The organism is Pararhizobium qamdonense (assembly GCF_029277445.1).
In the GTDB taxonomy this organism is placed as follows: Bacteria; Pseudomonadota; Alphaproteobacteria; order Rhizobiales; family Rhizobiaceae; genus Pararhizobium; species Pararhizobium qamdonense.
Map to the genome: position 1 here is coordinate 38,840 of NZ_CP119570.1, position 25,226 is coordinate 64,065.

The 25,226-nt window shown below is 56.5% G+C and carries 34 protein-coding genes; 27 read left to right on the plus strand and 7 right to left on the minus strand.

What is annotated here, in order from left to right; all coding sequences use genetic code 11:
• The first annotated feature begins 1,000 nt into the window (after window positions 1–1,000).
• From PYR65_RS30055 to PYR65_RS30065, 3 genes are all read left to right on the plus strand, one after another.
• The gene (locus tag PYR65_RS30055) at window positions 1,001–1,699 is read left to right on the plus strand and encodes a hypothetical protein (RefSeq protein ID WP_276122692.1); all 699 of its coding nucleotides are present in this window, start codon (window positions 1,001–1,003) and stop codon (window positions 1,697–1,699) included.
• Between the two features lie 335 nt (window positions 1,700–2,034).
• The gene (locus tag PYR65_RS30060) at window positions 2,035–2,337 is read left to right on the plus strand and encodes a hypothetical protein (RefSeq protein WP_276122693.1); all 303 of its coding nucleotides are present in this window, start codon (window positions 2,035–2,037) and stop codon (window positions 2,335–2,337) included.
• 93 nt (window positions 2,338–2,430) lie between these two features.
• Entirely contained in the window at window positions 2,431–2,604 is a 174-nt protein-coding gene (locus PYR65_RS30065) for a hypothetical protein (RefSeq protein ID WP_276122694.1), read from the plus strand.
• Between the two features lie 271 nt (window positions 2,605–2,875).
• On the opposite strand, the gene PYR65_RS30070 is transcribed toward PYR65_RS30065, so the two are convergent.
• A complete protein-coding gene (locus PYR65_RS30070; RefSeq protein WP_276122695.1) occupies window positions 2,876–3,067 on the minus strand; it encodes a hypothetical protein in 192 nt (63 codons plus the stop codon).
• A 75-nt stretch (window positions 3,068–3,142) separates the two neighbouring features.
• Window positions 3,143–3,706: a hypothetical protein gene (locus PYR65_RS30075; protein ID WP_276122696.1), complete on the minus strand. Its 564-nt coding sequence runs from the start codon at window positions 3,704–3,706 to the stop codon at window positions 3,143–3,145.
• A 548-nt stretch (window positions 3,707–4,254) separates the two neighbouring features.
• Between PYR65_RS30075 and PYR65_RS30080 the strand changes: the two genes are divergently transcribed.
• The 4 genes from PYR65_RS30080 to PYR65_RS30095 are packed head-to-tail and all read left to right on the plus strand — an operon-like array spanning window position 4,255 to window position 6,237.
• Entirely contained in the window at window positions 4,255–4,965 is a 711-nt protein-coding gene (locus PYR65_RS30080) for a hypothetical protein (RefSeq protein ID WP_276122697.1), read from the plus strand.
• Window positions 4,966–5,007: 42 nt separating this feature from the next.
• On the plus strand, window positions 5,008–5,592 hold the full coding sequence (locus PYR65_RS30085; protein ID WP_276122698.1) for an Acb2/Tad1 domain-containing protein: 585 nt from the start codon (window positions 5,008–5,010) through the stop codon (window positions 5,590–5,592).
• A complete protein-coding gene (locus PYR65_RS30090) occupies window positions 5,589–6,041 on the plus strand; it encodes a peptidase S14 (protein WP_276122699.1) in 453 nt (150 codons plus the stop codon). Before PYR65_RS30085 ends, PYR65_RS30090 begins: the two co-directional genes overlap by 4 nt.
• Window positions 6,034–6,237, plus strand: a complete 204-nt coding sequence (locus tag PYR65_RS30095; protein WP_276122700.1) for a hypothetical protein — start codon at window positions 6,034–6,036, stop codon at window positions 6,235–6,237. Before PYR65_RS30090 ends, PYR65_RS30095 begins: the two co-directional genes overlap by 8 nt.
• Before the next feature lie 56 nt (window positions 6,238–6,293).
• Here PYR65_RS30095 and PYR65_RS30100 read toward each other — a convergent pair whose 3' ends face one another.
• The 5 genes from PYR65_RS30100 to PYR65_RS30120 all read right to left on the minus strand — a co-directional run bounded on the left by PYR65_RS30100 (window position 6,294) and on the right by PYR65_RS30120 (window position 10,111).
• Window positions 6,294–6,548: a hypothetical protein gene (locus tag PYR65_RS30100; RefSeq protein ID WP_276122701.1), complete on the minus strand. Its 255-nt coding sequence runs from the start codon at window positions 6,546–6,548 to the stop codon at window positions 6,294–6,296.
• Entirely contained in the window at window positions 6,545–7,189 is a 645-nt protein-coding gene (locus tag PYR65_RS30105; RefSeq protein ID WP_276122702.1) for a ParA family protein, read from the minus strand. The genes PYR65_RS30100 and PYR65_RS30105 overlap by 4 nt, the downstream gene beginning before the upstream one ends.
• 204 nt (window positions 7,190–7,393) lie before the next feature.
• Entirely contained in the window at window positions 7,394–8,194 is an 801-nt protein-coding gene (locus PYR65_RS30110) for a hypothetical protein (protein ID WP_276122703.1), read from the minus strand.
• Window positions 8,195–8,330: 136 nt separating this feature from the next.
• Window positions 8,331–8,513: a hypothetical protein gene (locus tag PYR65_RS30115; protein ID WP_276122704.1), complete on the minus strand. Its 183-nt coding sequence runs from the start codon at window positions 8,511–8,513 to the stop codon at window positions 8,331–8,333.
• Entirely contained in the window at window positions 8,510–10,111 is a 1,602-nt protein-coding gene (locus PYR65_RS30120) for a DEAD/DEAH box helicase (RefSeq protein ID WP_276122705.1), read from the minus strand. The genes PYR65_RS30115 and PYR65_RS30120 overlap by 4 nt, the downstream gene beginning before the upstream one ends.
• A gap of 87 nt (window positions 10,112–10,198) precedes the next feature.
• Between PYR65_RS30120 and PYR65_RS30125 the strand changes: the two genes are divergently transcribed.
• The 20 genes from PYR65_RS30125 (at window position 10,199) to PYR65_RS30220 (ending at window position 25,185) form a co-directional block, all read left to right on the plus strand.
• On the plus strand, window positions 10,199–10,951 hold the full coding sequence (locus PYR65_RS30125; protein WP_276122706.1) for a ParB/RepB/Spo0J family partition protein: 753 nt from the start codon (window positions 10,199–10,201) through the stop codon (window positions 10,949–10,951).
• Complete coding sequence (locus PYR65_RS30130) at window positions 10,948–11,130, plus strand: hypothetical protein (protein ID WP_276122707.1); 183 nt, start codon at window positions 10,948–10,950, stop codon at window positions 11,128–11,130. The genes PYR65_RS30125 and PYR65_RS30130 overlap by 4 nt, the downstream gene beginning before the upstream one ends.
• A complete protein-coding gene (locus tag PYR65_RS30135; protein ID WP_276122708.1) occupies window positions 11,120–11,785 on the plus strand; it encodes a ParB/Srx family N-terminal domain-containing protein in 666 nt (221 codons plus the stop codon). Before PYR65_RS30130 ends, PYR65_RS30135 begins: the two co-directional genes overlap by 11 nt.
• Entirely contained in the window at window positions 11,782–12,204 is a 423-nt protein-coding gene (locus PYR65_RS30140; RefSeq protein WP_276122709.1) for a hypothetical protein, read from the plus strand. Before PYR65_RS30135 ends, PYR65_RS30140 begins: the two co-directional genes overlap by 4 nt.
• On the plus strand, window positions 12,201–12,845 hold the full coding sequence (locus tag PYR65_RS30145; protein WP_276122710.1) for a hypothetical protein: 645 nt from the start codon (window positions 12,201–12,203) through the stop codon (window positions 12,843–12,845). Before PYR65_RS30140 ends, PYR65_RS30145 begins: the two co-directional genes overlap by 4 nt.
• On the plus strand, window positions 12,842–13,129 hold the full coding sequence (locus tag PYR65_RS30150) for a DUF2829 domain-containing protein (protein ID WP_276122711.1): 288 nt from the start codon (window positions 12,842–12,844) through the stop codon (window positions 13,127–13,129). The genes PYR65_RS30145 and PYR65_RS30150 overlap by 4 nt, the downstream gene beginning before the upstream one ends.
• The gene (locus PYR65_RS30155; protein ID WP_276122712.1) at window positions 13,129–13,335 is read left to right on the plus strand and encodes a hypothetical protein; all 207 of its coding nucleotides are present in this window, start codon (window positions 13,129–13,131) and stop codon (window positions 13,333–13,335) included. The genes PYR65_RS30150 and PYR65_RS30155 overlap by 1 nt, the downstream gene beginning before the upstream one ends.
• A gap of 96 nt (window positions 13,336–13,431) precedes the next feature.
• Window positions 13,432–14,316 (plus strand): hypothetical protein, encoded by an 885-nt coding sequence (locus PYR65_RS30160; protein WP_276122713.1) that lies wholly within the window; start codon window positions 13,432–13,434, stop codon window positions 14,314–14,316.
• Between the two features lie 369 nt (window positions 14,317–14,685).
• Window positions 14,686–15,369 (plus strand): hypothetical protein, encoded by a 684-nt coding sequence (locus tag PYR65_RS30165; protein WP_276122714.1) that lies wholly within the window; start codon window positions 14,686–14,688, stop codon window positions 15,367–15,369.
• Window positions 15,366–16,640 (plus strand): phage terminase large subunit, encoded by a 1,275-nt coding sequence (locus PYR65_RS30170; RefSeq protein WP_276122715.1) that lies wholly within the window; start codon window positions 15,366–15,368, stop codon window positions 16,638–16,640. The genes PYR65_RS30165 and PYR65_RS30170 overlap by 4 nt, the downstream gene beginning before the upstream one ends.
• 56 nt (window positions 16,641–16,696) lie before the next feature.
• Window positions 16,697–18,262: a phage portal protein gene (locus PYR65_RS30175; RefSeq protein ID WP_276122716.1), complete on the plus strand. Its 1,566-nt coding sequence runs from the start codon at window positions 16,697–16,699 to the stop codon at window positions 18,260–18,262.
• Between the two features lie 115 nt (window positions 18,263–18,377).
• Complete coding sequence (locus PYR65_RS30180) at window positions 18,378–19,292, plus strand: DUF6651 domain-containing protein (RefSeq protein ID WP_276122717.1); 915 nt, start codon at window positions 18,378–18,380, stop codon at window positions 19,290–19,292.
• Window positions 19,293–19,430: 138 nt separating this feature from the next.
• Window positions 19,431–20,333 carry a major capsid protein gene (locus PYR65_RS30185; RefSeq protein ID WP_276122557.1) on the plus strand — a complete coding sequence of 301 codons (903 nt, stop codon included), beginning with the start codon at window positions 19,431–19,433 and terminating at the stop codon, window positions 20,331–20,333.
• An 83-nt stretch (window positions 20,334–20,416) separates the two neighbouring features.
• Window positions 20,417–21,460: a hypothetical protein gene (locus PYR65_RS30190; RefSeq protein WP_276122558.1), complete on the plus strand. Its 1,044-nt coding sequence runs from the start codon at window positions 20,417–20,419 to the stop codon at window positions 21,458–21,460.
• A gap of 3 nt (window positions 21,461–21,463) precedes the next feature.
• Complete coding sequence (locus PYR65_RS30195) at window positions 21,464–22,294, plus strand: hypothetical protein (RefSeq protein WP_276122559.1); 831 nt, start codon at window positions 21,464–21,466, stop codon at window positions 22,292–22,294.
• The gene (locus PYR65_RS30200; RefSeq protein ID WP_276122560.1) at window positions 22,291–23,052 is read left to right on the plus strand and encodes a hypothetical protein; all 762 of its coding nucleotides are present in this window, start codon (window positions 22,291–22,293) and stop codon (window positions 23,050–23,052) included. The genes PYR65_RS30195 and PYR65_RS30200 overlap by 4 nt, the downstream gene beginning before the upstream one ends.
• On the plus strand, window positions 23,039–23,377 hold the full coding sequence (locus PYR65_RS30205; protein WP_276122561.1) for a hypothetical protein: 339 nt from the start codon (window positions 23,039–23,041) through the stop codon (window positions 23,375–23,377). The genes PYR65_RS30200 and PYR65_RS30205 overlap by 14 nt, the downstream gene beginning before the upstream one ends.
• Complete coding sequence (locus PYR65_RS30210; RefSeq protein ID WP_276122562.1) at window positions 23,374–23,808, plus strand: HK97 gp10 family phage protein; 435 nt, start codon at window positions 23,374–23,376, stop codon at window positions 23,806–23,808. Before PYR65_RS30205 ends, PYR65_RS30210 begins: the two co-directional genes overlap by 4 nt.
• Window positions 23,805–24,212: a minor capsid protein gene (locus tag PYR65_RS30215; protein ID WP_276122563.1), complete on the plus strand. Its 408-nt coding sequence runs from the start codon at window positions 23,805–23,807 to the stop codon at window positions 24,210–24,212. Before PYR65_RS30210 ends, PYR65_RS30215 begins: the two co-directional genes overlap by 4 nt.
• Window positions 24,213–24,351: 139 nt before the next feature.
• Complete coding sequence (locus tag PYR65_RS30220) at window positions 24,352–25,185, plus strand: hypothetical protein (protein ID WP_276122564.1); 834 nt, start codon at window positions 24,352–24,354, stop codon at window positions 25,183–25,185.
• Window positions 25,186–25,226: the final 41 nt, after the last annotated feature.

The following is a 25,226-nucleotide window of genomic DNA, read 5'->3' on the forward strand; positions in this document are numbered from 1 at the left end:
CTCGCAGACTCGATCCGACACGTAGAACACTCAGTGACAAGCAAAGCACGCACAGAACGCATCACCAACGAACGTCGTAAGAAGCAGACACTAAGCCAACGCATAAGCTGAACACTCGACCAGACAACGCGCAAAAGACAATCGAACAGTAGAGAGCACATAGAGCAGATCACCAAGCGAACGACACCACTAAGAGCACCATCACCCCAGAGAGACGATCACCGGTGTGTAGGTGTGAAGAGACCATGGTGTGTGCGTAGAGTAGAGGTGAGTGGTGTAGAGCAGCTATTAATGAGCTATTGAATCGAGCAGGTGAGGATTTGGGCGGCGCCACGCCTACGCCTCCTCACACCAAACCACCGCAGACCACCCATCCGCCGACTACCGTGTATAGCGCCGCAACACGCCTGTAGCGACCCAACGACGGTCAACTATCTACAGCATTGCACAATTCGATTGTGTAGCACGCATCTGTTCAGGTGTGTGTTGATCGCATACAGCGTGGTCGCACCGGACAGCGACCTTCCTTTCAAAAGGCGGGCTATGAAGGCTCGCCTTTCTTTTTGCCATGTCCGAATTTTCAGAAACCAAGCACTCCGGCTCCATAGACCACCAAACTCCGGTGTAGCTCCTGTCAGCGCCCGAGCCACGGACAACCCGTTCCGTTCCACCGGGCAGCCATGGATCGCCGCGGAAGACCGTGGACACACCATGGAGGGCGGCTCCCGGCTCACTCCGGTGAGATCCCTCATTCCGGAAGAGAGCTCAATCCGGTCCGTCTCCCTTCATAGTGTTTAATAACTAAAAGAATAAAACATATAGAAGGGAGACGGCACGGAACGTGACAGGATTGTGTCCATGGATTCAGTCTCCGGCGTAAAGACGTGCCGTCTTAGTCCTGCCCATGCCAGATACTCTGCCTAGTCGTGTCGTCTTATGTTGTTTTCATCGAAAGCGTTGAACAATCTTTCGAAAGCGTCAACAAAAAGGAGACAATCACATGAGCAAGAAGCAGTCCAATGCCACGCCGGCCGCAACGACGTCCAAGCCCGAGCAGGCCGCCTACATATTCGCCGATGCCGTCAAGGCGCATCCGGACGACCAGGCGCAGGCCTTTGCACTCGCCATCGGTGCCGCCTTCGACGAGCGCGTCGCCTTTGAGATCAGCCGGACAGCAAGCGGCTCTGCAGACATGCCCAAGGTGAAGAAGCTCAACAACTATCGCGCCAAGCTCGCCCTGCCCTCCCTGGCGAAGGTGATGATGGAACTCGGCAAGACACCGGCGTTCATCAACGCGACCCAAGGCAAGGACACAGGCGGCGACCGGTTCAACATCTACGCGATCGACAAGGCGGTCGATATCGTCCGGGCGCTCTCCGGTGTGCAAAAGCTGGATAACAAGCACAACATCGCCATTGCCAAGTCGATGCAGATCTTCGAAGATGCAGGCGCGACATTCACCGCCGAAATGGCCTTGTGCGCCGCATCCGACAAAATCCGCAGCCAGGATCCAAACGCCAAGCTCTTGCGTAGGCACACCGTCGCTAAGGCGACTGCCGGCACGCAGGCATCATCGACGCTCAACGCGCTCATGGCCCTTGGACTGATCATCAACACCGGCACCAAGCGGGCCGGCACGTATGTCTTCGCCAAGACCAACCAGGCGCAGGCATTCAAAGAGCTTCTGACAGCGGTCTGACCTCGCCGGCAGACCTAAGCAGAGGGGGAGGGCGGAGTGTGTGGCTCCGCCCTTTTTGTTGGTTGGATCTCAGCCATGGAGAACCAAGGCGCCCAGAGGCGTAAATTGGGGAACCGGTGGGGTCCAAGGGACCGGGCGGCCGTGAAACCACGAGATCCCGCCCCATAGACTGCCATTCCCATAGCGCCATGGCTGATCCATGGTCCCTCCTCCGGCAGGCCATGGCAGGTCCACGCGTCGCCAGGCCGGTGCTCATGCCAGTCAACTCCTATTGATCGCCTTAGCGATTTCGCTAAATTGCTATTTAACGACAATGCGAACGAAAGACGCACCCGATGACCAGATATCTTCATCCCGGTTTTCAAGATCCGAACTCCTACGACGTCGGCGTCGCCATTCCGAAGGACAAAATCTCCGAGGTGCAGCAAGAGACCGTGGTGTGGTTCGATCGCTACGGCAACGAGCTCTTTACCTCCTTGCCGGTGAGGACGACCGGAGGAACGAAATGGAACGCCCAGTTAGCGCCGATCGTTCACGAAACGACCCGTCTGCACTTCCGGATCGAGATCGACTCCGTTGAAGCACTGATGCTTCTCTCCGGCCTGCTGGACAAGATGATGCGCGACGCCGGTTACTGACGCGCCCGCGAGCGCGCCGTCACTCGCCAGATTGCGCGATATCGCTATTTCGCTAAAATGCTAAGTGTCAACAACGAACGAAGCGAGCTTCACATGCACACCATCATTCCGGCACCCAAGCGCGTCATCCACCTTCAGCCGATCCTGGATCAGCAGAACCGTCGCACGCGCGACGCCATGCTGCAGACCAGCAAAGACCTGATGGCGCTCGCTGCCATCATCGCGTTCATCGCCTCCGTCTCCGTCATCTGCCTCATGATCAAGTAGCCACGAAAGGAGGCTATAGCGAACAGCCGGCGAGCCGCCTCACTCGCCGGCTTTTCTGTGCGCTTTGTCAAACCATGGGGAACCAAGGCTAATAAATTTAGGAACCGAGGCGTCCCGTGCCATGGGCTGCCATCCTCCGGCGAGTCCCTCAGTGCGTCGCCTACGCGTGCCAAGCGCCTCCAAGCGACTGCTGTCCTAGTCGATGCTTATATAAGCAGATACGCAAGAGCGCGCTTTATCAGCGCGCTCTCATTTAGCGAATTAGCGATTTCTATTCGTGGTAGCGCGTCTCATGACGCATATTCAGCATTTCGTATATGTCGCTTTGCTGATAATCGAAACGACGATCTAACAGCTCGATATTAGCGCTTTCTGAAACGCGCTTTTCTTCACGTCGCTTTTGACGTTGTAACAGTTCGCGCTGTGTGAGCGATACGCGCGCTTTTGAGAATGACTTGCTCATGTGTGCTCTTTCGACTGTGTGACGCTGCTAGAGCGCTTTGACACGCTCTAGCTAAGTCAAGATTGATTGACTGTATTACGCAGTAAAGCGCGCTTCAATCGCTTTAACAATGTCGTTGTCATTAACAGTGTATTTGTCTTTCGACGCGCTCTTGAGAATATTGAGCGCGACAAGCGCACGCATATTCATGCTTGCGTGACGCTTTGCAGACGAAAAGACGTCTTTGCGACGAAAATACAAGTGCGCACGCTCTTTTGCGACTTTGATATTCTTATCAAGCGCGATTTCAATATCGCTTGCGCTGAATTGTTCATTTGCTTTCTTGAAGTTGATCAGTGTGCGCAACGTCTCTTCAACGTTGCTCTTGAGCTTATCAACGTTGCGTGCGTCAACAGCGAACTCGAGCATGTGAGCGCAGTTCTCAAGCGCTTTCATGCAGAACGCGCTATTCGCTTGCACGCTGTCTTGAGCAAAGTCTGTCTTGACTTCGCAGTTCGCAAGCAACGTCGCAACTTTTTCTTGAGAAACGACGAGTGCGCATTTCGAAATGAAGTTTAACGAGTTTGCAGACTTCGCATTCTTCAGTTCAACATCGTAGCGTGCAGAAAGCGAAAGTGCGTATGCGTTAACAGTGTTCATGATAGTGTCTCTCTTTCGTTGTGTTGTTGTCTAGTGTCGTTGTTGACATGATCATTTAGACACTAGTTCGAAACGTCCTGCAATAGCTATTTCGCTAAATCGCTAAATATTTTTCGTTGTCATATGAGCTGTGACTGAAACGCTCATATCGCGCATTACAGACGCATAGACGCGCATGACATCAAACGCGCTGTGTCGCAGCGTCTTGCATGAGGGATCGAGCGTGTGACGCGCTGTGAGTCTGTGTGATGAGAGTTTGTCGTGTGAGATGCGAAGTCTTAGAGATTTGTGCTGAAGTCGAACATGATACCCACTGCTGCCCGGCAAATTTCCGGTATGGACTACCTATCCTCGTGCCTGACCTGGTCGGACGTGTTGACCTGGGTAGCGAACTGTCAATCAAATCCCCGGCGCCCAGTCTCCCCTGCCCCGCAGCCCAGACCTCAAAATTCCCAGACTACCCATCCTGATTTTAATCAATCAATATTGACTGACTGTGCTTGCTCGGATAGGTTCTGCCTATTCCAACTTTCAAGGACCACATTCCCATGAAGATCAACTTCCCCGAACGCGGCGACGTCCTCTATTCGAAAGATGAGGTCGGTATCGGCCGGTTCGTCAGCGCGCCGCTGCACGCATCGTTCCTGCTGAATCCGCAGGCTTGGATCGCGCTCGGACAGGATCATACCATCGAGGACGATGCCGGCACCTACCTCACCTACCGTCTGACGTCCTATACGATCCATCAGGATGATTTTGCTCGTGGTGAAGGCTATCTGGTCGGCGTCACTCACAAGCCGATCGATGTGATCTCCACCAAGGAGCATGACGAGAAGATCTCTTCGGCGATCGACAAGGCGTTCGAAGCGGGCCAGGCTGTTGCTGAACAGGAGGCCAAGGAAGCCGCCCTCGAGCTCGTGGACTATTTCGACGAGCCGACGGACGTCTACGTCCGCTTCGCTGACGGGTCGTGCATGTATCACTCCGCGATGACGGGTATCTCCGAAGCCGGCGAGAGCCTCATGCTTGTTTCGGCCGAAGGCGCCTTCATCGGCATTCATCCGTCCTGGCGCTCTTACGAGCTGATCGACATCGAGGACGAAGCCGAGATTGAAGGCGTGCCGATGACGGTCAACAGCTCCAATGAGCCGGACGCGCTCGATACCTGCAACTGCGACGGCTGCAAGAGCCAGAAGGGCGGCGAGCCTGCCTTTGCTGAAGCCATCCAGGCCGGCGATCTCGCCAACAAGGCTGTGTAATTTTTTCGCGCAATCGCTAATTCGCTAAAACGGGAGATCCATATGACCGACACCAAAGCCCCCTCGCCGCCTTTCGGCTTTCCGCTGGAAGGCCTCCCCATTGCCGGCGATCTTTCGCTGCATGATGCGCCGAAAAAAAGGACGCACGACGAGTTGAATGCCATCTCGATCACGACAGACAAGCTTCCTTTCGGCAAGATCGAGCCAGGCGAGATCCTGATCTCCGGCACGACGACGCTGGCAGACTGGCGCTCCGGCTCTGACACGACCGCGATTGATGGTGGCAAGATCGAAACTGCTGCAATCCGGCCTGGTCGCGTCATTGTGGATGGTCCTATCAAGCGCGACATGCTCCTGGTCGATCCGCCTATTGTGGTCGAGCGTCATACCGGTCTGCCGGTGAAGGGCTACACACCGCAGTCCGAAGAGAACGTCGCCCTCGTGAATCGGGCAAAGGAGCTCGAGGAGCGCGTTTTGCGCCAGGTGGACAAGATCAAGGCTGCTGGCGGGCAATACGATCAGCGCTTCGTTGCGATGGCGCTGAGCCACCTGCAGGTCGGCTTCATGCTGCTCTACCGCGGCGTCTTCCAGCCCGAGCGCATCAACCTGCCGGAGGATGAAGCTTGAGCGTTGTCATCTACAAAGATGGCGTGATGGCTGCCGACAGCCGGGCTTACTCCGGCAGCTCGCACCCCGTCGGCGGCAAGCAGAAGATCCATCGAATGAAAGATGGATCGCTGCTCGGAGTTTGCTCCAATAGCGTCGGCATGCCTGAAAATCTGCGCGAATGGATCGAGGCCGGTGAAGACAAAGGCGGCTGGGCGCTCGAGAATCCAGTTTTCGAAGCCATCCGGGTCATGCCCAGCGGAGAGGTGTTCTTCTACAACGATTGCTACGGCAAGACCGGTCCGCTTGAAGGTGACGTCTTCACCATCGGCTCCGGCAGGAAATACGCTCTCGGCGCCATTCGTGCCGGTGCGGACATTTACGAGGCAGTCCAGGTCGCGATCGAATGCGACGTCTGGTGCTCAGGTCCAACCCGAACCCTTTCACTCAACGAGGAAACCAATGTCTAAGTTCACCTTCCATGGCCGCGCGTTCCTGGCCGCTCTCATCCGCTTTGTTATCTTCCTGGCGCTCGTGCTGTTTGCCGCCGTCGCTCTGTCCGGTGTGATCGTCGTCGGTCTGCCGCTGGTCATTCTGATCGGTGTTGTCTTGGCTCTGACCGCGCTTGGCAGCCGTGTTGATCCGCGTTGGCGTCGTCCGTTTTAGCGATATCGCTAAATCGCGGAATAAAGAAAGGGCGGTTTATCCGCCCTTTCTCGCGTTCAGCCGCCTTTGCGCGACTTGATCCAAGCCTCGAAGCACTCTTCGAGTAGATCCTTCATGCTGAGCCCGGCCGCGGTCGCCGTCATCTTGAACTTGGTGTGAAAGTCCGGATCGACCTTAAAATTCAGATCGCGCAACTTCACGCTTTCCATATTGTCGGCAACATACGTCGGCTGCTCAGCCAGGGCGCCGAGGAATTTCATCGTCTGTGGCTTCTTAGGCACTGCGGCCTTGGTGACTTCGGGCTTCTTCATGCGGCTACCTGTGTCAGCGTGTTGAGTTTATCGACGATCTCAGCGGCGAGCGTATCGGCCCGCTCGTTCAGAGTGGGGTATTTGGTCTCAGCAATCGAGAACCCGATATTCTGAGCCATTTGATAACCCGTCTTAGTCGCAAGATCGGTTTCGGCGACCTCAAAGCCTTGCGCTCGGAGAAACGTCATGGCGTCGCGCGTGGCAACGTCACTCTCAGTCGTCTTGTTGAGGACGAACAGGATCTTGTTGCGCGCAACGCCTTTGGCGATCAGCTCGTTACCGAAGCCCGCTTGTGGCTTCAGATCGTCATAGGTAAGGCCGGTGGGTATGACGACGAGATCGGCGACACGGGCCGCCTCGAGCGAGGTCACGTCGCTGTCCGGCTTGCCGTCGATCACCAGCAGGTCGTAGGGCTCGCTCTTGAGCTTCTTGACCGATGACATCGGCTGCGCGTCGATCGTCGGCTCGATGCCGCTGTTCATGCGCAGCGCCACCCAATCGACCGAGGTTAGCTGGTTGGTGTTGAAGTCGCATATCTTCACTGACCAGTCAGCGGATGCGAAAGTGCGCGCCAGAAGACGGGCGATCGTCGATTTGCCGACGCCGCCTTTCTGGGACAAACATGCGATGATGGTGCTCATTCGCGAAATCCCTGTATCGTTAATTCGCTAATTCGTAGCGCCGAATGGTTAACGAATTTTTACAAGGATGGGAAGAGGGAGGTGACGCGGCCCATTTGCGTCAACAACGAACATCAATTCCGGCACTCCGCCTAGTGCCGCAACGGAGAGCTCTAAGGCCGCGTCTGCGATATGCTCTGACACTTTTTCTACAAAGGTTCAACCCTATTGCCCAGCAACCATGGGTGTTCCCTCCGGCGTAGCTTGCTGACCCAAGAAAAAGTATTTGAGCTGTTCTGGGCCACCGGTAGTCACGGTGCTTTCCTCAAAAGAGATAAGGGCTGACGTGCGTGAGACGTAACCTGTTTCTGGGTTGTCCATTTGCGGGCAAGCGGGCGCCGATAATTGAACCAGATCATCCTTTCGAAGATCGACCATTGGGAATGTGTAACCAGTGCCGTCAGCCGTTAACGTTGGAGCACTGATCCAAGCCGCAATCATCTTGTTCGTTGCTTTATGTAATCCTATGCAGACTGCTACGGCCGCGTATGTCTTTTTCGCCCGCGGAGTCGGCGGCGGAACACCGGGAAGAGTTGATACGGGTGTTCTATTTTTCAACTCAATCTGCTTGGCGGTATTAGATACCGCGTCAATCACCGTTAGATAGGGGTCGCCGGTCGTCGCAAATACAATGAAACCCTCCCCAACGATTTTGCGAAGCTGGACCGCATCAAGGTCGGGCAGAACGTTTGTCGCAACGGTATCGCACACAACAGCGCACTGTTGTTGAAGAATTAAACCACCGATGCCCGCTTTGAGCTTGTCACCATTTCCCTCTGCTAGCCCCTGAACGATTTGGACGCCATACCCTATCGCAACGGCAGGGTTTATAGCCTGGATGACCGTGCTGCCTCCCGGCAAACAGAACCCAAAGCTATCCCTATAATAGCCCTGCTGGCAGGCAGCAGCTTGTTCCGCAAATAGCGTAAACAGCGCAAACACCATCAGTTTGAGTAAATTAGACATGATAATCGCCTCCTATGGTTGCGATTTAATAATGCCAAATTTTAAGTAGCTGTCTAATCGATCAATGTAGCTAGTCCCAGAACTAGTCGGCAGTAAACTCACACCGCATTAGGGAAGCCGCTAATTAGCGCTTTCGCTAACCCTGGTCGAGAAGACCGCGCGCTCGGGCTCGCTCTACCAGACGGGTCAGTTTCTCGTTCTCGGCGCGCAACCCTTCGATAAGCTCGAGGTAGAAGCTTTCGGACAGGGCTGCCAGGCCACAGGAGTTGAAGAAGTGAATCGGATCGACAAGGCGGTCCTGCTGAGCTTGGATATTCATGCTGCGACCTTTCTGTTGGCTGCAAAAATGTGCCAGGGGAAGTCCTCGTTGGCCGGCAGGATGTTTTCTCTGAAGCCGGGCGTGGACTTGACGATGTTCTTGCGGGTGGTCGTATGCTCGGCCAGCGCAATGTTGTTGGAGCATGAATAGTCGGCAACGAAGGCGTAGTTCGGCATATTTTTCTTCGCACGCAGCGCGCGGCCAATTCGCTGGCGCAATGCCACCTCTGCCTTGCCACCACCGGCGAGCTGCACCAGGCCGATGCCTGGAACGTCCACACCCACGTCAACGATGGTCGAGCCGATAATCGCGTCGATCTCACCGCGCTCGAGCTGTTCCAGGGCTGTTTCGCGTTCTGATTGATTGTTCTCGCCGCGCAGCATGACCGTGCGCAGGCCGACGTGCAGGAACTTCTTCAGAAGCACCTCTGCGTGTTCCATGCGCTGAATGAGCGTTAGCACCGGTAGACCATAGCGCTTTGCCATCAGAGCATCCCGCACAATGTCTTTGTGCATGAAGCTGTTCTTGATGTAGCCAAACTCATAGGCGCGCGCCCAGGGCGACGAGCGGAAGAGGGTAGGGTGGGGCTGACTGGTGACGTATTTGAAGATCGGCTTGGCAAGCACGCCGGACTCGATGAGCTGCTCCTCGGTGATCCGGATAAGCACCGAACCGAAGGCTGCCATCAGACGCATGTTGTCTTCAGCCGAGTCGCGCATGAATGGCGTGGCCGTCAAGGCGACGCGGATCGTCGCGTTCTTGCAGTGCTTGAGGATCTCGTAATAGCTGTTGCCGCCCGCTTCATGGGCTTCCTCGCCAATCACGACGTCAATCAAAGCGAGGAAAGCGATATAGCGATTTCGCTTTTTCGTTTTATCGTCAAACCGCTCCTGCGCTAATTCGCGGATCTTCTCCTTTGGCATGTTCGAATCCTTTTTCTTCGAACGATGCTGCGACTTGGTTACGGCCAGAATTTCCTTCTGCAGGTTGGGCTCCTCAAGCGCCTCAACAAGCGTCTGCACCATCCCCAGGTTCACGCCTTTGACCATCTTTTCGTTGCCGTCGCCAATGACGCCGGTATTGAGGCCGAGCGCATCGAGCTGCTTCTTCATCTGGTAGAGCAGCACCTTGCGGGTCGTCAGAAAGAGGGTAGGGCGCCGGTAGCGCAGCATGATCATCTTGGCGATCTTCGACTTGCCACCACCTGTTGCGACCTGGATGATGCCGCGACCGAACTTCTCCACCCGGCGCAGACTGTCAGGCTGGTGCGCATAGCGCGGGTCGCTGTTGCCGAAGTCATCCACGATCGGATCTTCCGGCCCCAGCGGCATGACCGGCGCTTTCCGATAGATTTTCACCTGGTAGCCGAGCCGCATCAGCTCCTTGTGAACCATGAAGGCAAAGCCAGCCGGGAAGGAGTTGGTCTTGTATTCGTAAAACGACGATTTGCCGTCCCAGGTGCCTTGATTGAAGGCAAAGGTCTGCTCGGCACCCTGCACCATGTATGACAGGAGATCTGAAACGAGGTCGGCAACCTTCTCGGGAGGGTCGAGAAGCTGGGCCGTCACAGCGTTGTATGCCAATTTAATCGTTGTCATGAAATTTCTCGTTTGCCTGTTGCCTTGTTCGGCGTTTATGATAAATCAATATTTACTGACTGACATCAACTATTCAACAAGGCGCCGATGACATATCCGAAGATGATGGAGCTTGATCCGACGCTCCTGCAGCCCAATCCCTGGAACACCAATATTCTCACGCCCGAGAACGAGGCGAAGCTGGAAGAGTCGATCAAGCGCCTCGGCTTCTTTAGACCGGCCGTCGTTCGCGAAATCGCTATTTCGCCTAATAGCGATTTGCCGACGCATCAGATTTTGGGCGGGGAGCACCGGGCGCAGATCGCCGGCAAGATGGGCCATCTGACCATTCCGGTTATGAACCTCGGCCCGATCGACGATCTCAAGGCAAAGGAAATTGGTATCGCCGACAATGCCCGCTACGGGCTGGACGATCAGATGGCCTTTGCGGACCTCATCAAAAGCATGGGCAATGCTGATCAACTGAAGGATTTCCTTCCCTACACCGAACACGACTTCGCAGACCTGTTCACGACCACTGAGATAGATCTGGATTCGCTGGGTCTTGAGGAAAACTTCGAAAAGGATGAGGAAAAAGACGATGTGTCCGAGAAGCCGGTTCAGCCGAAAGCCCCAAAGACCCACACCATCATCCGCTACAAGGTTTCCAACCGCGATGCCGAGGATCTGACAGCGCTGATCGAGCGCACAAAGACCGACAACGGCTTTACTTCCTCCGACGATCTGACCAATGCCGGCGACGCGCTGGTTCATCTGCTTCTCAACCGGCAGGCAACCGGCCAGGTCGAAGCTGATGCCGAGCTATTTGAGCTCGAAGACCTCGACGAGGCCGTCGAATGACCTTCATCAAGCCCAAGTTCGACGACTGCAAGAGCTGCGTTTATTTCCTCAAGAACCGGAAAAACCCGATTTGCTCGCCCTGCGGCGCCGGCGAGTTCTTCGAAGAGAAGATCCGCGTGCGCGAGAAGACCAATCACGAACTCATGGAAATTTACGGGGAGCAATACGATGACGAATAAGGCCGTCACGCTGATCGCTGTTGCCGATCTGGTGCCATATGCAAACAATGCCAAGAAGCATTCCGACGAGCAGATCGAGAAGCTGTCGGCGCTCATCAGCAAATACGGTTGGACCTCGCCAATCGTCGTTGACAAGGATCTCGTTGTAATCGCCGGCCACGGCCGCCGACTGGCCGCCCTTAACATCGGGCTTGAAAAGGTTCCGGTCATCGTTCGCGACGATCTGACCAAGGAAGAGGCCAACGCTCTGCGCCTGGCCGACAACCGCATCGCATCGAGCGATTACGACCTCGAGCTTGAACAGGCTGAGCTGGCGCTTCTCGCTGACGTCGAAGGCATGGATCTGACGATGCTCGGCTATTCCGAACACGAGGTCAATTTCGCGACCCAGGATCTGCTCGACATGGAAGACACGATCTTCGTCGAGGATATCGCCGGCGCCGTCGAACAGCAAAAGTCCGAAAACGACGCCAAGACCAAGGAAATCGATGACGTCGCAGCCCCGGTTGCCGACGCACTCGGCTTCAAGCGCGTCACGATCGCCGAGAGCCGCACAATCCGTGATCTCATGGGTCGCATTGAGAAGAACACCGGTCTCAAGGGTGTGGAAGCGCTGATCGGTTTTGTCTCTGAAGCGCTGGATATCGCCGCATGACCGATGAAAAGGTAGTCGATTTCCGCACTCGCCGCCCATACGCGATCGCCAAAGCGGAGGAAAACAAGGCCAAGCGCAAGGCGCGCAGCAAAGTGCGCAAGCAGGAGAGTGACAACAAGGCTGCTCACCGCGAGGCCTTGCTCGAAGTGCTGGGCAGCACGATCAAACTCGTCGAAGAAGGTCGCCTGGAAGGCCTTGTGATCCTGTCCCGCGAGGTCACGACCAAGCTGTTCTACACCGATGTAGTCCTCGATGACCGCGTTATTCCCTTGAACGACCTGCACGCCTTTGTTGGCTGCCTGGAAACGCTGAAGATTGAGCTCGCCGACGGCGCAGCTATGGCGCCGGCACTCCTGGGTGACGGCAGCACAATCGACCCTGGTCAGGATGCAGGCGGTGACTGGGAGGAATACGAATGACCGTCTACACCATCAATTGCGCCTTCAATTCGTCCGTCGAGCGCACCTCACGCGTTCTCGAGATTGCCGAGGCGTTCGGGCTGGGACTGGCCGAAAAGCAGTTCGTCATCTACGACGGGCTGAAGCTTGAGATCCGCGATACCGATGTGGTCTACATCAACGGCCAATCCGGATCGGGCAAGTCGCTGCTTCTACGTGACCTGGTGCGCCAGATGCGCGGGGAGGGGAAGAAAGTCGCCGATCTTAACGAGGTCGTTCTGGACGACCGCCCGGTGATCGAGCAGCTTGGCACCAGCACCAATGACGCGCTCTATCTCCTGGCCCGCGCCGGCATCTCCGACGCCTGGATCTACATTCGCAAGCCCTCGGAGCTCTCCGACGGGCAGCGCTATCGCCTGAAGCTGGCAAAAGTCATGGAGACCGACGCTGATGTCTGGGCAGCCGATGAGTTCGGCGCCGTTCTGGACCGCGTGACGGCCAAAGCAATCGCCATGAGCGTCCAAAAGGTCGCTCGTGAACGCGGTAAAAACCTCATCATCGCAACAACCCATACCGACCTGGAAGCAGAGCTGGCGCCTAACCTCGCCATCTACAAGCGCTTCAAGGAAAAGGTCGATATCACCACAGGAGAAAAAGCATGACCGACTTTGGCACTGCACTGCAGGCTCTCAAGACTGGCAAGCGCATCGCGCGCCGCGGGTGGAACGGCAAAGGCATGTTCGTTCACCTCAATCCGGGCTCCGTTCATGGGATCGTCAAAAGCCCTTTGATCGAAGGCGTGCATCCGCGTCTTTTCGAGGCGGGCGATCGCGATACCACGACCCGAATGCCGAACCTCAATCTTCGTGCAGCCGATGGCTCGACCGTCACCGGATGGCTGGCATCCCAGACCGATCTGCTCGCTGAAGACTGGGAGATCCTTTGATGGCCCGGAAGAAAGCTCCGGTCTATCGCACAACGCGTGACATCGTGATTCCAGCCGGCAGTGTTGTCGGCCGGGCGCCGCATAGAACCGAATACGGGACGCCGCACGGCGATATCGTCGTCGGGTTCGATAAGAACGCGATTGGCGACATGCGCTTTGACATCGAGGATGCGCTGAACGCCGGCGTCATTGAGGTGGTCAAGTGATCGCTAAATCGCTTTTTATATCATTCGCTATTTCGCTGCTGGTGAGCACTTGCACTGCGAGCGCACCCGCATTCGCAAAACTTGACGGAGCGCGGCGTGAGCGATCCTGAGCTGATTGTGCAGCGTTTTGAAAACCCTCGAGCACGTTTCACGCTGGCCGAAGATATGTTCGTCGAGCGGGGCACGGCTGCGGACTGGGAACTGCTGCACGATCTTCACTACAAGGCAGAGGCTTTGCCGTTCGCGCCGAAGTTCTGGCGCCTGGTAATCGGCCGCGACACGATCGGCGTTTTGGTCACGGGGGCACCCAAGGGAATGCTGCGCGAGCGGCATATCACCTTTCCGAACCTGAAGCCGAACGGCCAAGACACCAAGATGACCAACACCAACCGATATAAGTTCCTCAACAAGAACTTCCGGGTAATCTCGCGCTTCGTCGTGGACACGATGTATCGTGGGATTGGCGCCGGCTACCGCATGATGAATCTTGTGTCGCGCATGGAAGCGGCCGAGGAAGCGAAGCCGCTGAAGGTGATCGAGATCCAATCGTCGATGTCGAAATTCAACATTTTCGGCCAGAAGGCAGGCTTTAAGTTCGCGCCGCCCCAGAACGCCAACAAATACGACGCCGGGTTGAAGTTCTTCCGCTCGCACTTCGATGCGACGCCCCAGGACTTTGAGGCGGTCGTTACGGAAATCGAGACATCGAGCAACCAGGATAAACTCATCCAGGCTTGCCGAGACTTCTACCTGCGCAATTCCGCGATGGAAAATACCGGTGCGGCCCGCGACCGCGCTCAGGAGAAAGTCGCCGGCATGAGCGTGCGCGATCTGATCAAGGGTATCCAGCAGGTAAGTCTGGCATCGCCGATGTATGGCGTCTGGAAGGTGGTGGACCGGCCTGGGAGTGTGCCCGCGCGCCTGCCTCTTCTCGCATTCGACTGTCAGGGAACGTCCGAGCCGCTGAAGTGGGCGCCATGAGCAGAGTTCGTCGAGGCGAAAAGCATTCCGAGATCGCCGGTATCATTCTGAAGGCTGCTGACGAGGGTAGGTTTCTGACTGTTACGGAAGTCCACGCAAGTCTTTCTTACGCCTGTGCATACGGTTCACTCCGGAAGATCCTTAAAACCTTTGAAGAGCGAAAGTGGATTACCAAAGAGCGAGCCGGACTGTCTGTTCTGATCAAGCCTAATCCGCTTTTATATCAGTGGTTCCGCTAAGCTATCCGGTCCGTCTCCCTTCTATGTATTATATACTAAGTTTCTATATGTATAACATACTATGAAGGGAGATGGACCGGAACGAGTGCTGCGTGGTAAGATAAGTAAATATTGATTGACTGGTTCCGTAATGACTGATGAAACGACCACTCCGGCGAGCGATATTGCCGACAAAGCTAAACGCCTTTCGGAATCGGATTATGCCGAAGCCAAAGAGCTGTATGAGCTCGGCAAGATGCGTCTGTCTGACCTGGGTGAGAAGTTCGACGTCTCCCGGCAGGCGCTTCATCGTCGCTTCAAGGCAGATGGCGTAGAATACGGCTCACGCGCGTCAGAGGTGCAAGCCGCAGTGTCGGCTGGTGTGAAGCAGGCTGTCGCGTCTACTGCGGGCCAGCAGGCTACTGCGGCGATTGAGCGTTATAACGACAAGCGCGCCGAATGGATCGAAGAGACCCGGACGAACGGCTACAAAGCGCTCAAGCAAGCCGACATGCTGGCAAAGAAGATCGTAGCTGATGCGTTGAAAAACGCTGCGGCTGCCGGTGGATCTTCGACTGGGACGCTAGCCTCGACCGATGATGATCTCAAGGCTGTGCAGCGCTACCAGAAGATCCTGGTGGAAAACACAATTACCCGGCTCGATATTCTGCGCGCCAATGACCTGGTTGACGAGGACGATCTGCCGTCGATCCACTTCGAGGATCTGACCGACGAAGACATCCTGGCGCACCATCGCGAAAACGGTCTTATCGGTGAGGGTGAAGATCCTGACGCAATCCTGGCTGAAATCAATTCGATCGAGATCGCAGAATGACCGCGCCCCTTATCCTCAAGGCACATCGCGGCCAAAAGATCGTTCTGAAGGACAGGCGCCGCTTCAAGGTTATTGTCGCCGGCCGACGCTGGGGCAAGACGCAGATCTCCAAGATCGCGCTGATCAAGGCTGCGGTAACGCGAAAGAACCAGCTCTGCTGGTATGTGGCGCCGACCTATCAAATGGCCCGGCAGATTCTTTGGGACGATCTCAAGCGGTCGATCCCGAAAGCGCTTATCAAGTTCAACGGCATCAATGAAACCCGGATGACCATCCGGCTGATCAACGGCTCGCGCATCGAGCTGAAGGGTGCCGACAATCCGGATACGCTGCGCGGCGTGGGTATCAATTTCCTGGTGCTCGACGAGGCCCAGGACATGAAGGAAGAGGTCTGGAAGACAGTTCTGCGTCCGACGCTTGCCTCGACGGGCGGCCAGGTCATCTTCATTGGCACGCCGAAGGCTTTCAACTGGCTTTACGATATGTATGTCCAGGGTCAGCGGGGCGACACCTATAAGGACGAGAAGGGCAAGATTGTCGTCAACCAGTGGAAAAGCTGGCAGTTCCCGACAATCATGTCGCCGTTCATTCCGCGTGCCGAAATCGAGACGGCCCGGCGCGAAATGGACCCGAAGTCCTTCCGTCAGGAGTTCGAGGCGTCCTTCGAGTCCATGTCCGGTCGTGTCTACTATCCCTTCGACCGGCGCACGCATGTTGGCGACTACCCATTCAATCCACGACTGCCGATCATCATCGGCCAGGACTTCAACATCGATCCGATGTCGTCGGTCATCATGCAGGTGCAGCCCAATGGCGAGATTTGGGTGGTGGACGAAGCAATTCTGCCTGGCTCCAACACTCAGGAGACGGCAGATGAGCTTGGACGCCGCTATCATCGCTATATCAATGCTATCACGATCTACCCGGACCCGGCCGGCAACAGCCGCACGCACGCTCGCGGCGAGTCTTCGCTCGAAATCCTGCGTGACGCCGGCTTCACCAGGATCAAGTTTAAGCGCAAGCATCCGGCTGTCGATGATCGGGTCAATTCGGTCAATCGTCTGCTGATGGACGCTGAGGGCACGATCCGGATGCGTTTCGATCGCAAGGCTCAGCGCACGATCGACGCAATGGAGCAGACGATTTACAAAGCCGGGACACGCGACGTGGACAAGAAAGCCGGCGTCGAACACCCAGCCGACGCGCTCGGCTACTTCACGGATTTCGAATACCCTGTTCGCAAGGTCAACATTCTCGGTGTCTCGCTGTAACGTTGACGATAAGTCAATATTGATTTACCATTGACGTTCAATCTTAAGGACCGATTATGCACGAGGAACAGCTCAGGAGTTTTTACGATCGCCGGCACCCGGACTATGCCCGGTCTGTCGCGCACTGGGCGTTCCTGCAGCAGACCTACGAGGGCGGCCGTGGCTGGTTCGTCTCGAACGTGTTTCGGTATCACAAGGAAGGCGACATCGAGTATAATGCTCGCGTCGAGCGCGCTTACCGCTTCAACCACACGCGCGAAGTGGTCGATCTCGTCCAGAAATATTTGTTCAAGGGTGCCATCACCCGCGACACTGACAATGCCCCGGAACCCGTCAAGGAGTTCTGGAAGTGCGCCACCCTGCAAAACTTCCGCGTCGAGCAGTTGATGCGCTCGGCCGGCGCGTCCTCGTCGGTTAAGGGCAGGGTAGCGCTCATCGTCGATACCAATGTGCGCGAGGGCGCCATTTCGATCGCCGATGCGAAGAAAGCCAAACGCAAGATTTACGCCTATCCCGTCGATGCCAGTGATCTGCTCGATTATGCCTACGACGAAGAGGGCGACGGTGGCCTGCTCTGGGTCAAAGTGCGCGAGTATTTCCGCGACGACGCCGACCCTATGAATGGCACCGGGGAAGTCACGACGCGTGTTCGGCTTTGGACCCGCACTGACTGGACGCTGTTCGAGGAGCAGGAAGAGACATCGGCAAATACCCGTGGGCGCAAGAAGGTTGCGACCAAGGTTGTCGTTCTGGACGAGGGTGCCCACAATCTCGGCCGCGTGCCGATTGTCTTCCTTGATCACATCATCACGGACAATCCGTATCGCACGCCGGGCCTGATCGACGATATCGCCTATCTCGACCGTGCGGTTGCAAACTACCTCTCCAACCTGGATGCCATCATCCAGGATCAGACCTTTTCTCAGCTCGCCATGCCGGCTCAAAACCTCATGCCCGGTGACGACGGCTACAACAAGCTGATCGAAATGGGCACAAAGCGGATCTTCACCTACGACGCAGGCCTGGGCAACGGCAAGCCGGAATACCTCTCGCCCGATCCGAAGCAGGCGAACGTCATTCTTACGGTGATCAACAAGATCATCAACGAGATCTACCACACGATCGGCCTGGCCGGTGAACGGACCAAGGAAGACAACGCGGTCGGCATCGACAATTCCTCCGGCGTCGCCAAGGCCTACGACTTTGAGCGTGTCAACTCGCTGCTCACTGCAAAGGGCCAGTCCTGCGAAAAAGTCGAAAACGAAATTGTCGAGCTAGTGTGCCTTTGGGCCGGCGTCGCAGCCCCGAGTGAGAAGCTCGTCAAGTATCCTGAAACCTATGACGTCATGCGCCTCATGGACGAGCTGGCTGTCGCTGAGCAGCTCGCCACAATCCAGGCTCCGGCTGAAGTTCGTCGCGAACAGCTCCGTATCCTGGTCAACAAGCTCTTTCCGCGCCTGAAGGCCGACATCAAGGCCAAGATGGATAAGGACATCAACAAGTGGCTGGAAGGTGTCGATCTTCTGGGCGCTCCAACCAGCTTTGGCGCTGCCAAGTCTCCGGCCAGTCCCTCGCGACAGGGCCAGGTGACGAAGGATTCGCCAAACAAACAGGCCGCATAAGCGACCGCCTAAGAACCCGTCGAGATACTGACGGCTTGCAGACGTGCCTACCCGAACGGCCAAGTGACCGGCCACCCCAAATCGAACGCCCGAGAGACTGGGCAAGGAAGAGAAAATGACGAAGACTTTGATGACAGCCCTGCGTGCAACCGCTGCCATGGGCGCATTTGCTGCCGCTCCAATGTATCCGGGCGCACCCCGTATCGCATTCCAGACGCCTGATGAGAATGGCACCGGCAAGACCGCCGAAGAACTCGCTGCCGAGGCTGCCGCTGCTGCTGAAGCTGCAAAGAAGACCCCGCCTGTAAAGACCGCCGAGGAGCTCGCCGCTGAAGAAGAGGCTGCTGCTGCGGCTGCGGCTACCAACAAGACCGACGACAAGGATAAGGGTCTGCTCGCCGAAGTGATGGCGAAGAAGAACCGCATCAAGGAACTCGAAGCGACTGTCGCCAAGTTCGACGGCATCGATCCGGACGCCGTTCGCGCTCTCCTCGAGGAAAAGCGCACTGCTGAGCTCGCGGCCCAGGAGGCTGCTGGCAATTTCACCCGCGTCAAGGAAATGATGGCCGAACAGCATTCCGCTGCAACCAAGACCCTGACCGATCAGATCGCCGACCTGCAAAAGCAGCTTGCCGGCAAGGACAGCACCATCAACGAGCTGACCGTCGGTCGCCGCTTTTCCGAGTCCAAGTTTATTGGCGAAGACCTGGTGCTTCCGCGTGCAAAAGCCCGAGCAATCTATTCCGCGCACTTCGAGGTCGTCGATGGTAATATCGTCGGCTACGACAAGCCGGCTGGCGCAAAGGATCGCACGCAGCTCATCGACGCCGCGGGTAAGCCGGTTGATTTCGAGGATGCGATCAAGCGCATTATCGACGCCGATCCGGAGAAGGATTCGCTGTATCGCGACAAGTCCAAGGCTGGTGCTGGATCCTCGTCGGCCAAGGTTGAAGCGCCCAAGACGCAAGAAAAGGACCGTGGTCTTTATGGTGTTTCGCGTATCCTCGCGGGCATGGAAAAAGGCAAATAAATCGGTATAGCGCGATTCGCGGCAGTAAATCAATATTGATTTACATTTTTTTCTTGGCAAATGCGTATCCGTCGGGTTAGACTATGGTCAATCAATTTTGACTTACTAATCCGACGGCCACGTAGAGGAGAAATCACAATGCCGCTGCTGATCACTGAAGCCGAGAAACTGTCCCAGGAGGACAAGGCTCGCGGTATCATCGAAGAAATCATCGATACCGAATCCCTTTTCGCCCTGCTGCCGTTCCAACACGTCAGCGACAAAACGTTTACCTACGTTCGCGAGGGCACGCTCTCCGAAGGTGAGTTCCTGGACGCCTACGAGGCCGTCCCGGAAGGCGCGGCCACGTTCGATGAAGTCACGACCAAGCTCAAGGTGCTTGCTGGTGACGTTGACATCGACAAGTTCACCGCCGCTACCCAGTCGAGCCTCAACCCGCAGGTTGCCATTCAGCTCGCTGCCAAGGCCAAGGGTCTCGGTCGCAAGTTCAAGCGCACGATCGTCAATGGCGATAGCGCCGTGAATGCGAAGTCCTTCGACGGCATCAAGAAGCTGACCCCAGCCGCTCAGACGCTCGTTGCTGGCGCAAACGGTGGTGCGGTTTCTGCCGAAATGCTCGACGAGCTGCTCGATGCCGTCAAGCTTGGCGCCGATGTGCTGATGATGCGCAAGGGCACCTGGCGCGCAATCCGCGGCATCATGCGCTCGTTCGGCGGTAATACCGGCGATATGATCCAGATCCCGAACTTCGGCAAGCCGGTCCCGGCCTACGACGGTATCCCGGTCATCATCAATGACTTCCTCACCGCCGACGAAGTTCAGGGCTCGGCCAACAACACCGCCTCGATCTACGCTCTGCGTCTGAACGAAGCTGATGGCTTCCACGGCATCTACGGTGGTCCTTCCGCTGGTATCCAGTTCGAAGACATCGGCACGATCCAGAACAAGGATGCCAGCCGGTTCCGCGTCAAGTGGTATGCGGGCACTGCCCTCAAGGCCACTCACTCGGTTGCTCGCCTCAAGGGCATCCTCAACGTTTAACCTTTTCAGTCAATCAATATTGACTTACAATAGGGCGGGGCTTTCCCCGCCCTTTTTGTATTCAACGCAAACAATGGTGACAAATGCACTATCTCAAGATTATCTCGAATGGCTGGCAGGGCTACAACGGTCAGCTCAATATCATCACGTTCCGCGATGGCATCTCGACCGAGCCGGTTCCTCCCCTGATCGCAGATCGCATCGCCGCCTCTGTTCGCGTTGTCGAGTGCGATGCCGCAGGTGAAGAGGGCGAGATTTCGGTCAATGTCGGCATTCAGCACCGCCTTATCGCGGGAGCTGCGGGCCGCGCTCCGATCGCCAGCACGCTGGGCACTCAGACGGAAGCCGAAAAGAGCATGGAAGCCAAGCTCGACGCTGCTCGCTCGCTGACGGCGCCGGTCGAAAGTCTGTTCACCCGCGCCGACCTCGAGAAGATCGCCGATGACAGTGGTATGAAGGGTCTTCGCGACATCGGCGACAAGTGGAAGGTGAAGGGTCGCGGCATTCCGGAACTTATCGAAAAGATCCTGGCTGCTCAATCGACCTTCCTTCAGCTTCGCAACCAGAAGATGGAAACGGCCGGTGGGCAGGTCTTGTCGGCGACGACCCTTGCGACCGACGAGGAAGTCGAACAGATTGCTGAGGTCCAGGAAGAAGAACTGGTCGTGGCCGGCTACGAAGGCCTGGCCGACGAATACAAGATCCTCGACGTCATCGTTCCGGGCTCCACGCTGGCTGAAGGTGCACTGAAGAACTCCGGCAAGTCGCTCACGGGATGGAACAACCTGGCCGACCACGAGCGCAAGCTTCTGATCGACAAGGAAGTCGAGGCGCTCGAAAAGCACTACGACGCCAAGCTCCTGCCTTTCCTTTCCGAGCCTATCATCGCGGCCGCAATCAATGCCGAGACCATCGTCGCCTCTCAGATCAGCGCCGAAACGCTGCTCGGATCCAGCGTGCTTGCGTCCAGCTACGATATCGCCGGTGAGACTGTTCAATTGGGCGATATCGTCGCGGCCGCTTTTGCGACCTTCGGTGGCACCACTGCTGAGTGGAACGGCCTTGAAAACGAAAACCGCGAAGGCCTCCTGCGGCTTGAGCTCGACAAGCGCCTGGACGCAGAATAAGCCATGATGAAGCTCTACCCCGAGAATTATGACGTCACGATCGATGTCCTCTTCACCGATAACAGCGGCAATCCGCTGGTAGTCACCGGCGTCACGGCCGAGCTGTATGACGGCGATGACGAGCAGATCGAAGACTTCGGCTCAATCCCGTTTGACCTGGCCGACGGCAAGGTGACGGTGACAGTGCCGGCCGACCTCAATGTTCTCGGGGTGGGCGAGCTTTCTGCTGCGCGCACCCTGCGGGTCTATCTCGGAAACGGCACGATCGTTTTTCCGCGGTTTCATTCCTACATCATCGAGGCCGAAAGCCGCCTCGAGCTGCTCAACAACACCTTTCTGACGCTGCCGGCCGCTGAAGTGCTGGCGCGCGATAATCCGCGCCTGACCGCCTGGTCTGCCGCTACCGATGAGAAGAAGACGGCTGCGCTCATCAACGCCTACGGCCGGCTCTCGCGTGTGCAGCTTCGCTACGCAAGCCACAAGGTCGAGCACAAGGTCGTATCGACCAGTAACCCGGTTCGGCACGACCGTGACCGTGATCGTTGCGATGTGGTGATCAAGCCGGGCGACTGGGCCGATATTACCAAGGCCGACTTTCTGGCAATGCCGATTGATCTGCGTAAGGCCCTGCGCGCCGCCCAGATTGTCGAAGCCAACGAGGTTTTGACCGATAATCCATATGAAACCCGACATCGCGCCGGCGTCATTTCCGAAACCGTTGGTGAAAGCTCGATCATGCTTCGCGGCGGGAAGCTCGAGCTCGGCGTCTCCTATGAGGCACTGCGAGCGCTCACTGGCTTTGTCTATTATTCGGTGAGGGTCGCCCGCGCATGATCTGCAATCACCTGACGGATCTCGCCAGCCAGGCTGCTGCACGATACGCTCTCTTCACCGACGGTCTGCGTGCAGTCTATCGCAATGCGCTCAACAGCCAGATTCTCGATGACGCCGGCGCCTCTCAAGAAGCGAGCCAGCTCGCAATGACCTTCCTTGGAAGCGAGAGCGCAGCACGCGAAGCCGCAATTCAGGAAATCGCTGAGATTGCGCACACAACGACGATTGACGAAATTGCGAGTAACGACACAGAATCTCTCTCCGACGAAGCCCTTGAGCATCTGAGCGTGTCGGGCAGCTATCTCGCTGATGAACTGCTCGCGCAAGCTTCACGCGACATTGCAACAATGCGCAGATCGATTCAAAGGGTGCGTCTGGAAGTATCGCTGGCATCACGCTCGTCCGGCCGTTCCCAGCGCGCGGCGCTGGTCGAATACATGATCGGCAACAAGGCCGATCTCGAGTTCTTCTTTCACGACAAGGCGTCTCGCAAATGGGAATCCAAGCTGTTTGTTCGCTCGGTATACAGACAGACACTCCTGTCGATCTACAACGAAGTCGTTCTGTTCACACTGGCTGATCATGGCCTCGACCGCGCGGTCGTCGAACATCATTCCCCCGACGCCCAGCATGACGGCATGATTATCGCGCTGTCGTCGAGCACGGAACTTCCGACCTATTCAGAGATCCGCGAGACTGTCTTTCATCCGAATGCAAACGCCTGGCTTAGAAAAGGGTTTGCCAATGTTTACGCCTAACCAGATCGGCACCTATCAGCGTATGACCAAGCGCAATCTGGATGGCGAGGAGATTTACGGCGATCCGGCTTCATTGCCGCTGTCTGTCGTGCGTCTGGCTGCTCAGTCCGAAAAGACCTCTGTGCGATCCGACAGCTCGGCTTCCCGCGGCCAGGCGGATCAAATGGCAGCCGAGGCAAAGATCCTCACTAAGCTCGAGCTGAAGGTTGACGATATCGTTCACGTCAATGGTCTGACCCTGCGCGTCACCGGCACGCATCCACGGTTCACGGCTTTCGGGGTCTTCGATCATCACGAAAGCGATTTAGAGTATGTGACGCCATGATCAGCATGAAGGTCACGGGAATCAAGGCTAACATTCTGCGCCTGCGCAACATCGAGAAGCGCGTGCATGAAAACGCCCGTAAGACGATGCATGCCTCTGCCGATCGTATCGTTCAGACTGCAAAAAAGATGGCGCCGGTGGATGAGCACAACCTGGAAGAGGCGATCGCCAAAAAGGTTGGATACGAGGGTTCGCGCCGGCGTCTGGCGATCGACATCGTGATCGAGCCCACTGTCAACGGCGTCCGAGTTGAGGACTATGCAACCTTCATGCACGAAGGCGACTACAAGTTGGGTGAGAAATCGCAGGCGAAGAACGACAGTCAGGATGAAACTGTAGGTCCAGGCTTTCTGACGCGCGCCGCTGAACCGGAAGAAGAAAAGCTGAAGGCACGCCTGGTCGGCGTTATCAGAGAGGAGGTTGCCGAATGATCTGGGATATTATCGTCAAGAAGATCGAAGACGCCGGGCTAGGGGAGGAGGGTGTCACGCTATTTCGCTCAACCATCCCCGCTGACAAAACCGTCGCGATCGGCCTTTTTGAGCCGCTCGACGGTATCCGCGTGGATCCGCATCTGCCACATTTCTACAAGCCCAATCTGAAGGTCATCGTTCGGCACAATAAGATTTCGGTCGGTCGCAAGCTTGCGAACGCTGTGATGGGGCTGCTGACGGTGACAGGAGAGGAAGTTTATGAAGCCAACGATGAGCGCGGCGCCGTGCACCTGAAAGTTTTTTACCCAAAATCCCTGCCGATTCAGTTTCCGGCCGCGAGCGGCAATGCGACAGAATGGTCGCTGAACTTTCAAACAGCATTCACCCTAAAGCCCGTCTAGCGGCCAAACCTACCGGTCTAAGCAAAGGTTTTGCATTAGTCAATCATTGTTGATTGATTTTTGTTGCGCGATCTCATTACGTGCCTCATACTATTGTCAATCAATTTTGACTTACCGATGGCCGTAGAGGAGAAGATCGATGCCTTCGAATACTGAGAACGTAAAACTGGGTGTTTGCACCGCCCTCTTCGACTCTGCTGACCTTGGCTATACCAAGGGCGGCGTGGAAGTCGAAGTTCAGACCAACACCCATGAGGTGACGGTTGATCAGATGGGTGAAACCCCGATCGACGAAATTATCACGGGCCGCACGGTCCAGGTGACGGTTCCGATGGCCGAAACCACGCTCGAAAACCTTGCGCGCGTCATGCCGGGCTCCACGCTCGTCAGCGATGGCGTGAAGGCGCAGGGCACCGTTACGTTCGCAACCGCAGCTCCGGTTAATGCCGACAAGATTACGATCGACGGTATCGACTTCACCTTCAAGACCACGCCGAGCGGTTCGCGCGACATGGCTATTCCGGCCTCGATCACCGCTGCCGCGGCGGCCCTGGCTGCGGCTGTCAACAACGCCTCAATCGGCATTACCGCAACTGCCGTTGCCGGCGTCGTGACGCTGAAGGCAAACTCGACCGGCGTTTCCGGCAACGTGACTGTCGCCAAGACGGCCGCAACGCCTGCCAACGTCACCACGACCAACTTGACGGGCGGTCTGGATGCCACGAAGGCCAAGGTCGTTGTCGAAACCGGCACCAACATCTCGCTGATCAAGCTCGCCAAGAAGCTTGTCCTGCGTCCGAAGGGCGCTCTCGATGCGCGTGACGACTTCACCATCTTCAAGGCGATGACGTCCGGCGCAATTCAGTTCGCCTACCAGACGGACCAGGAGCGGATTTTCAACGTGGTCTTCAAGGGCTACGCTGACGCATCGGGCAAGCTTTTTGCCGTCGGTGACGAGTCTGCGTCCGCATAACCCCTTGCTTTGCTCCGCAAAGTAAATCAAAATTGACTTAC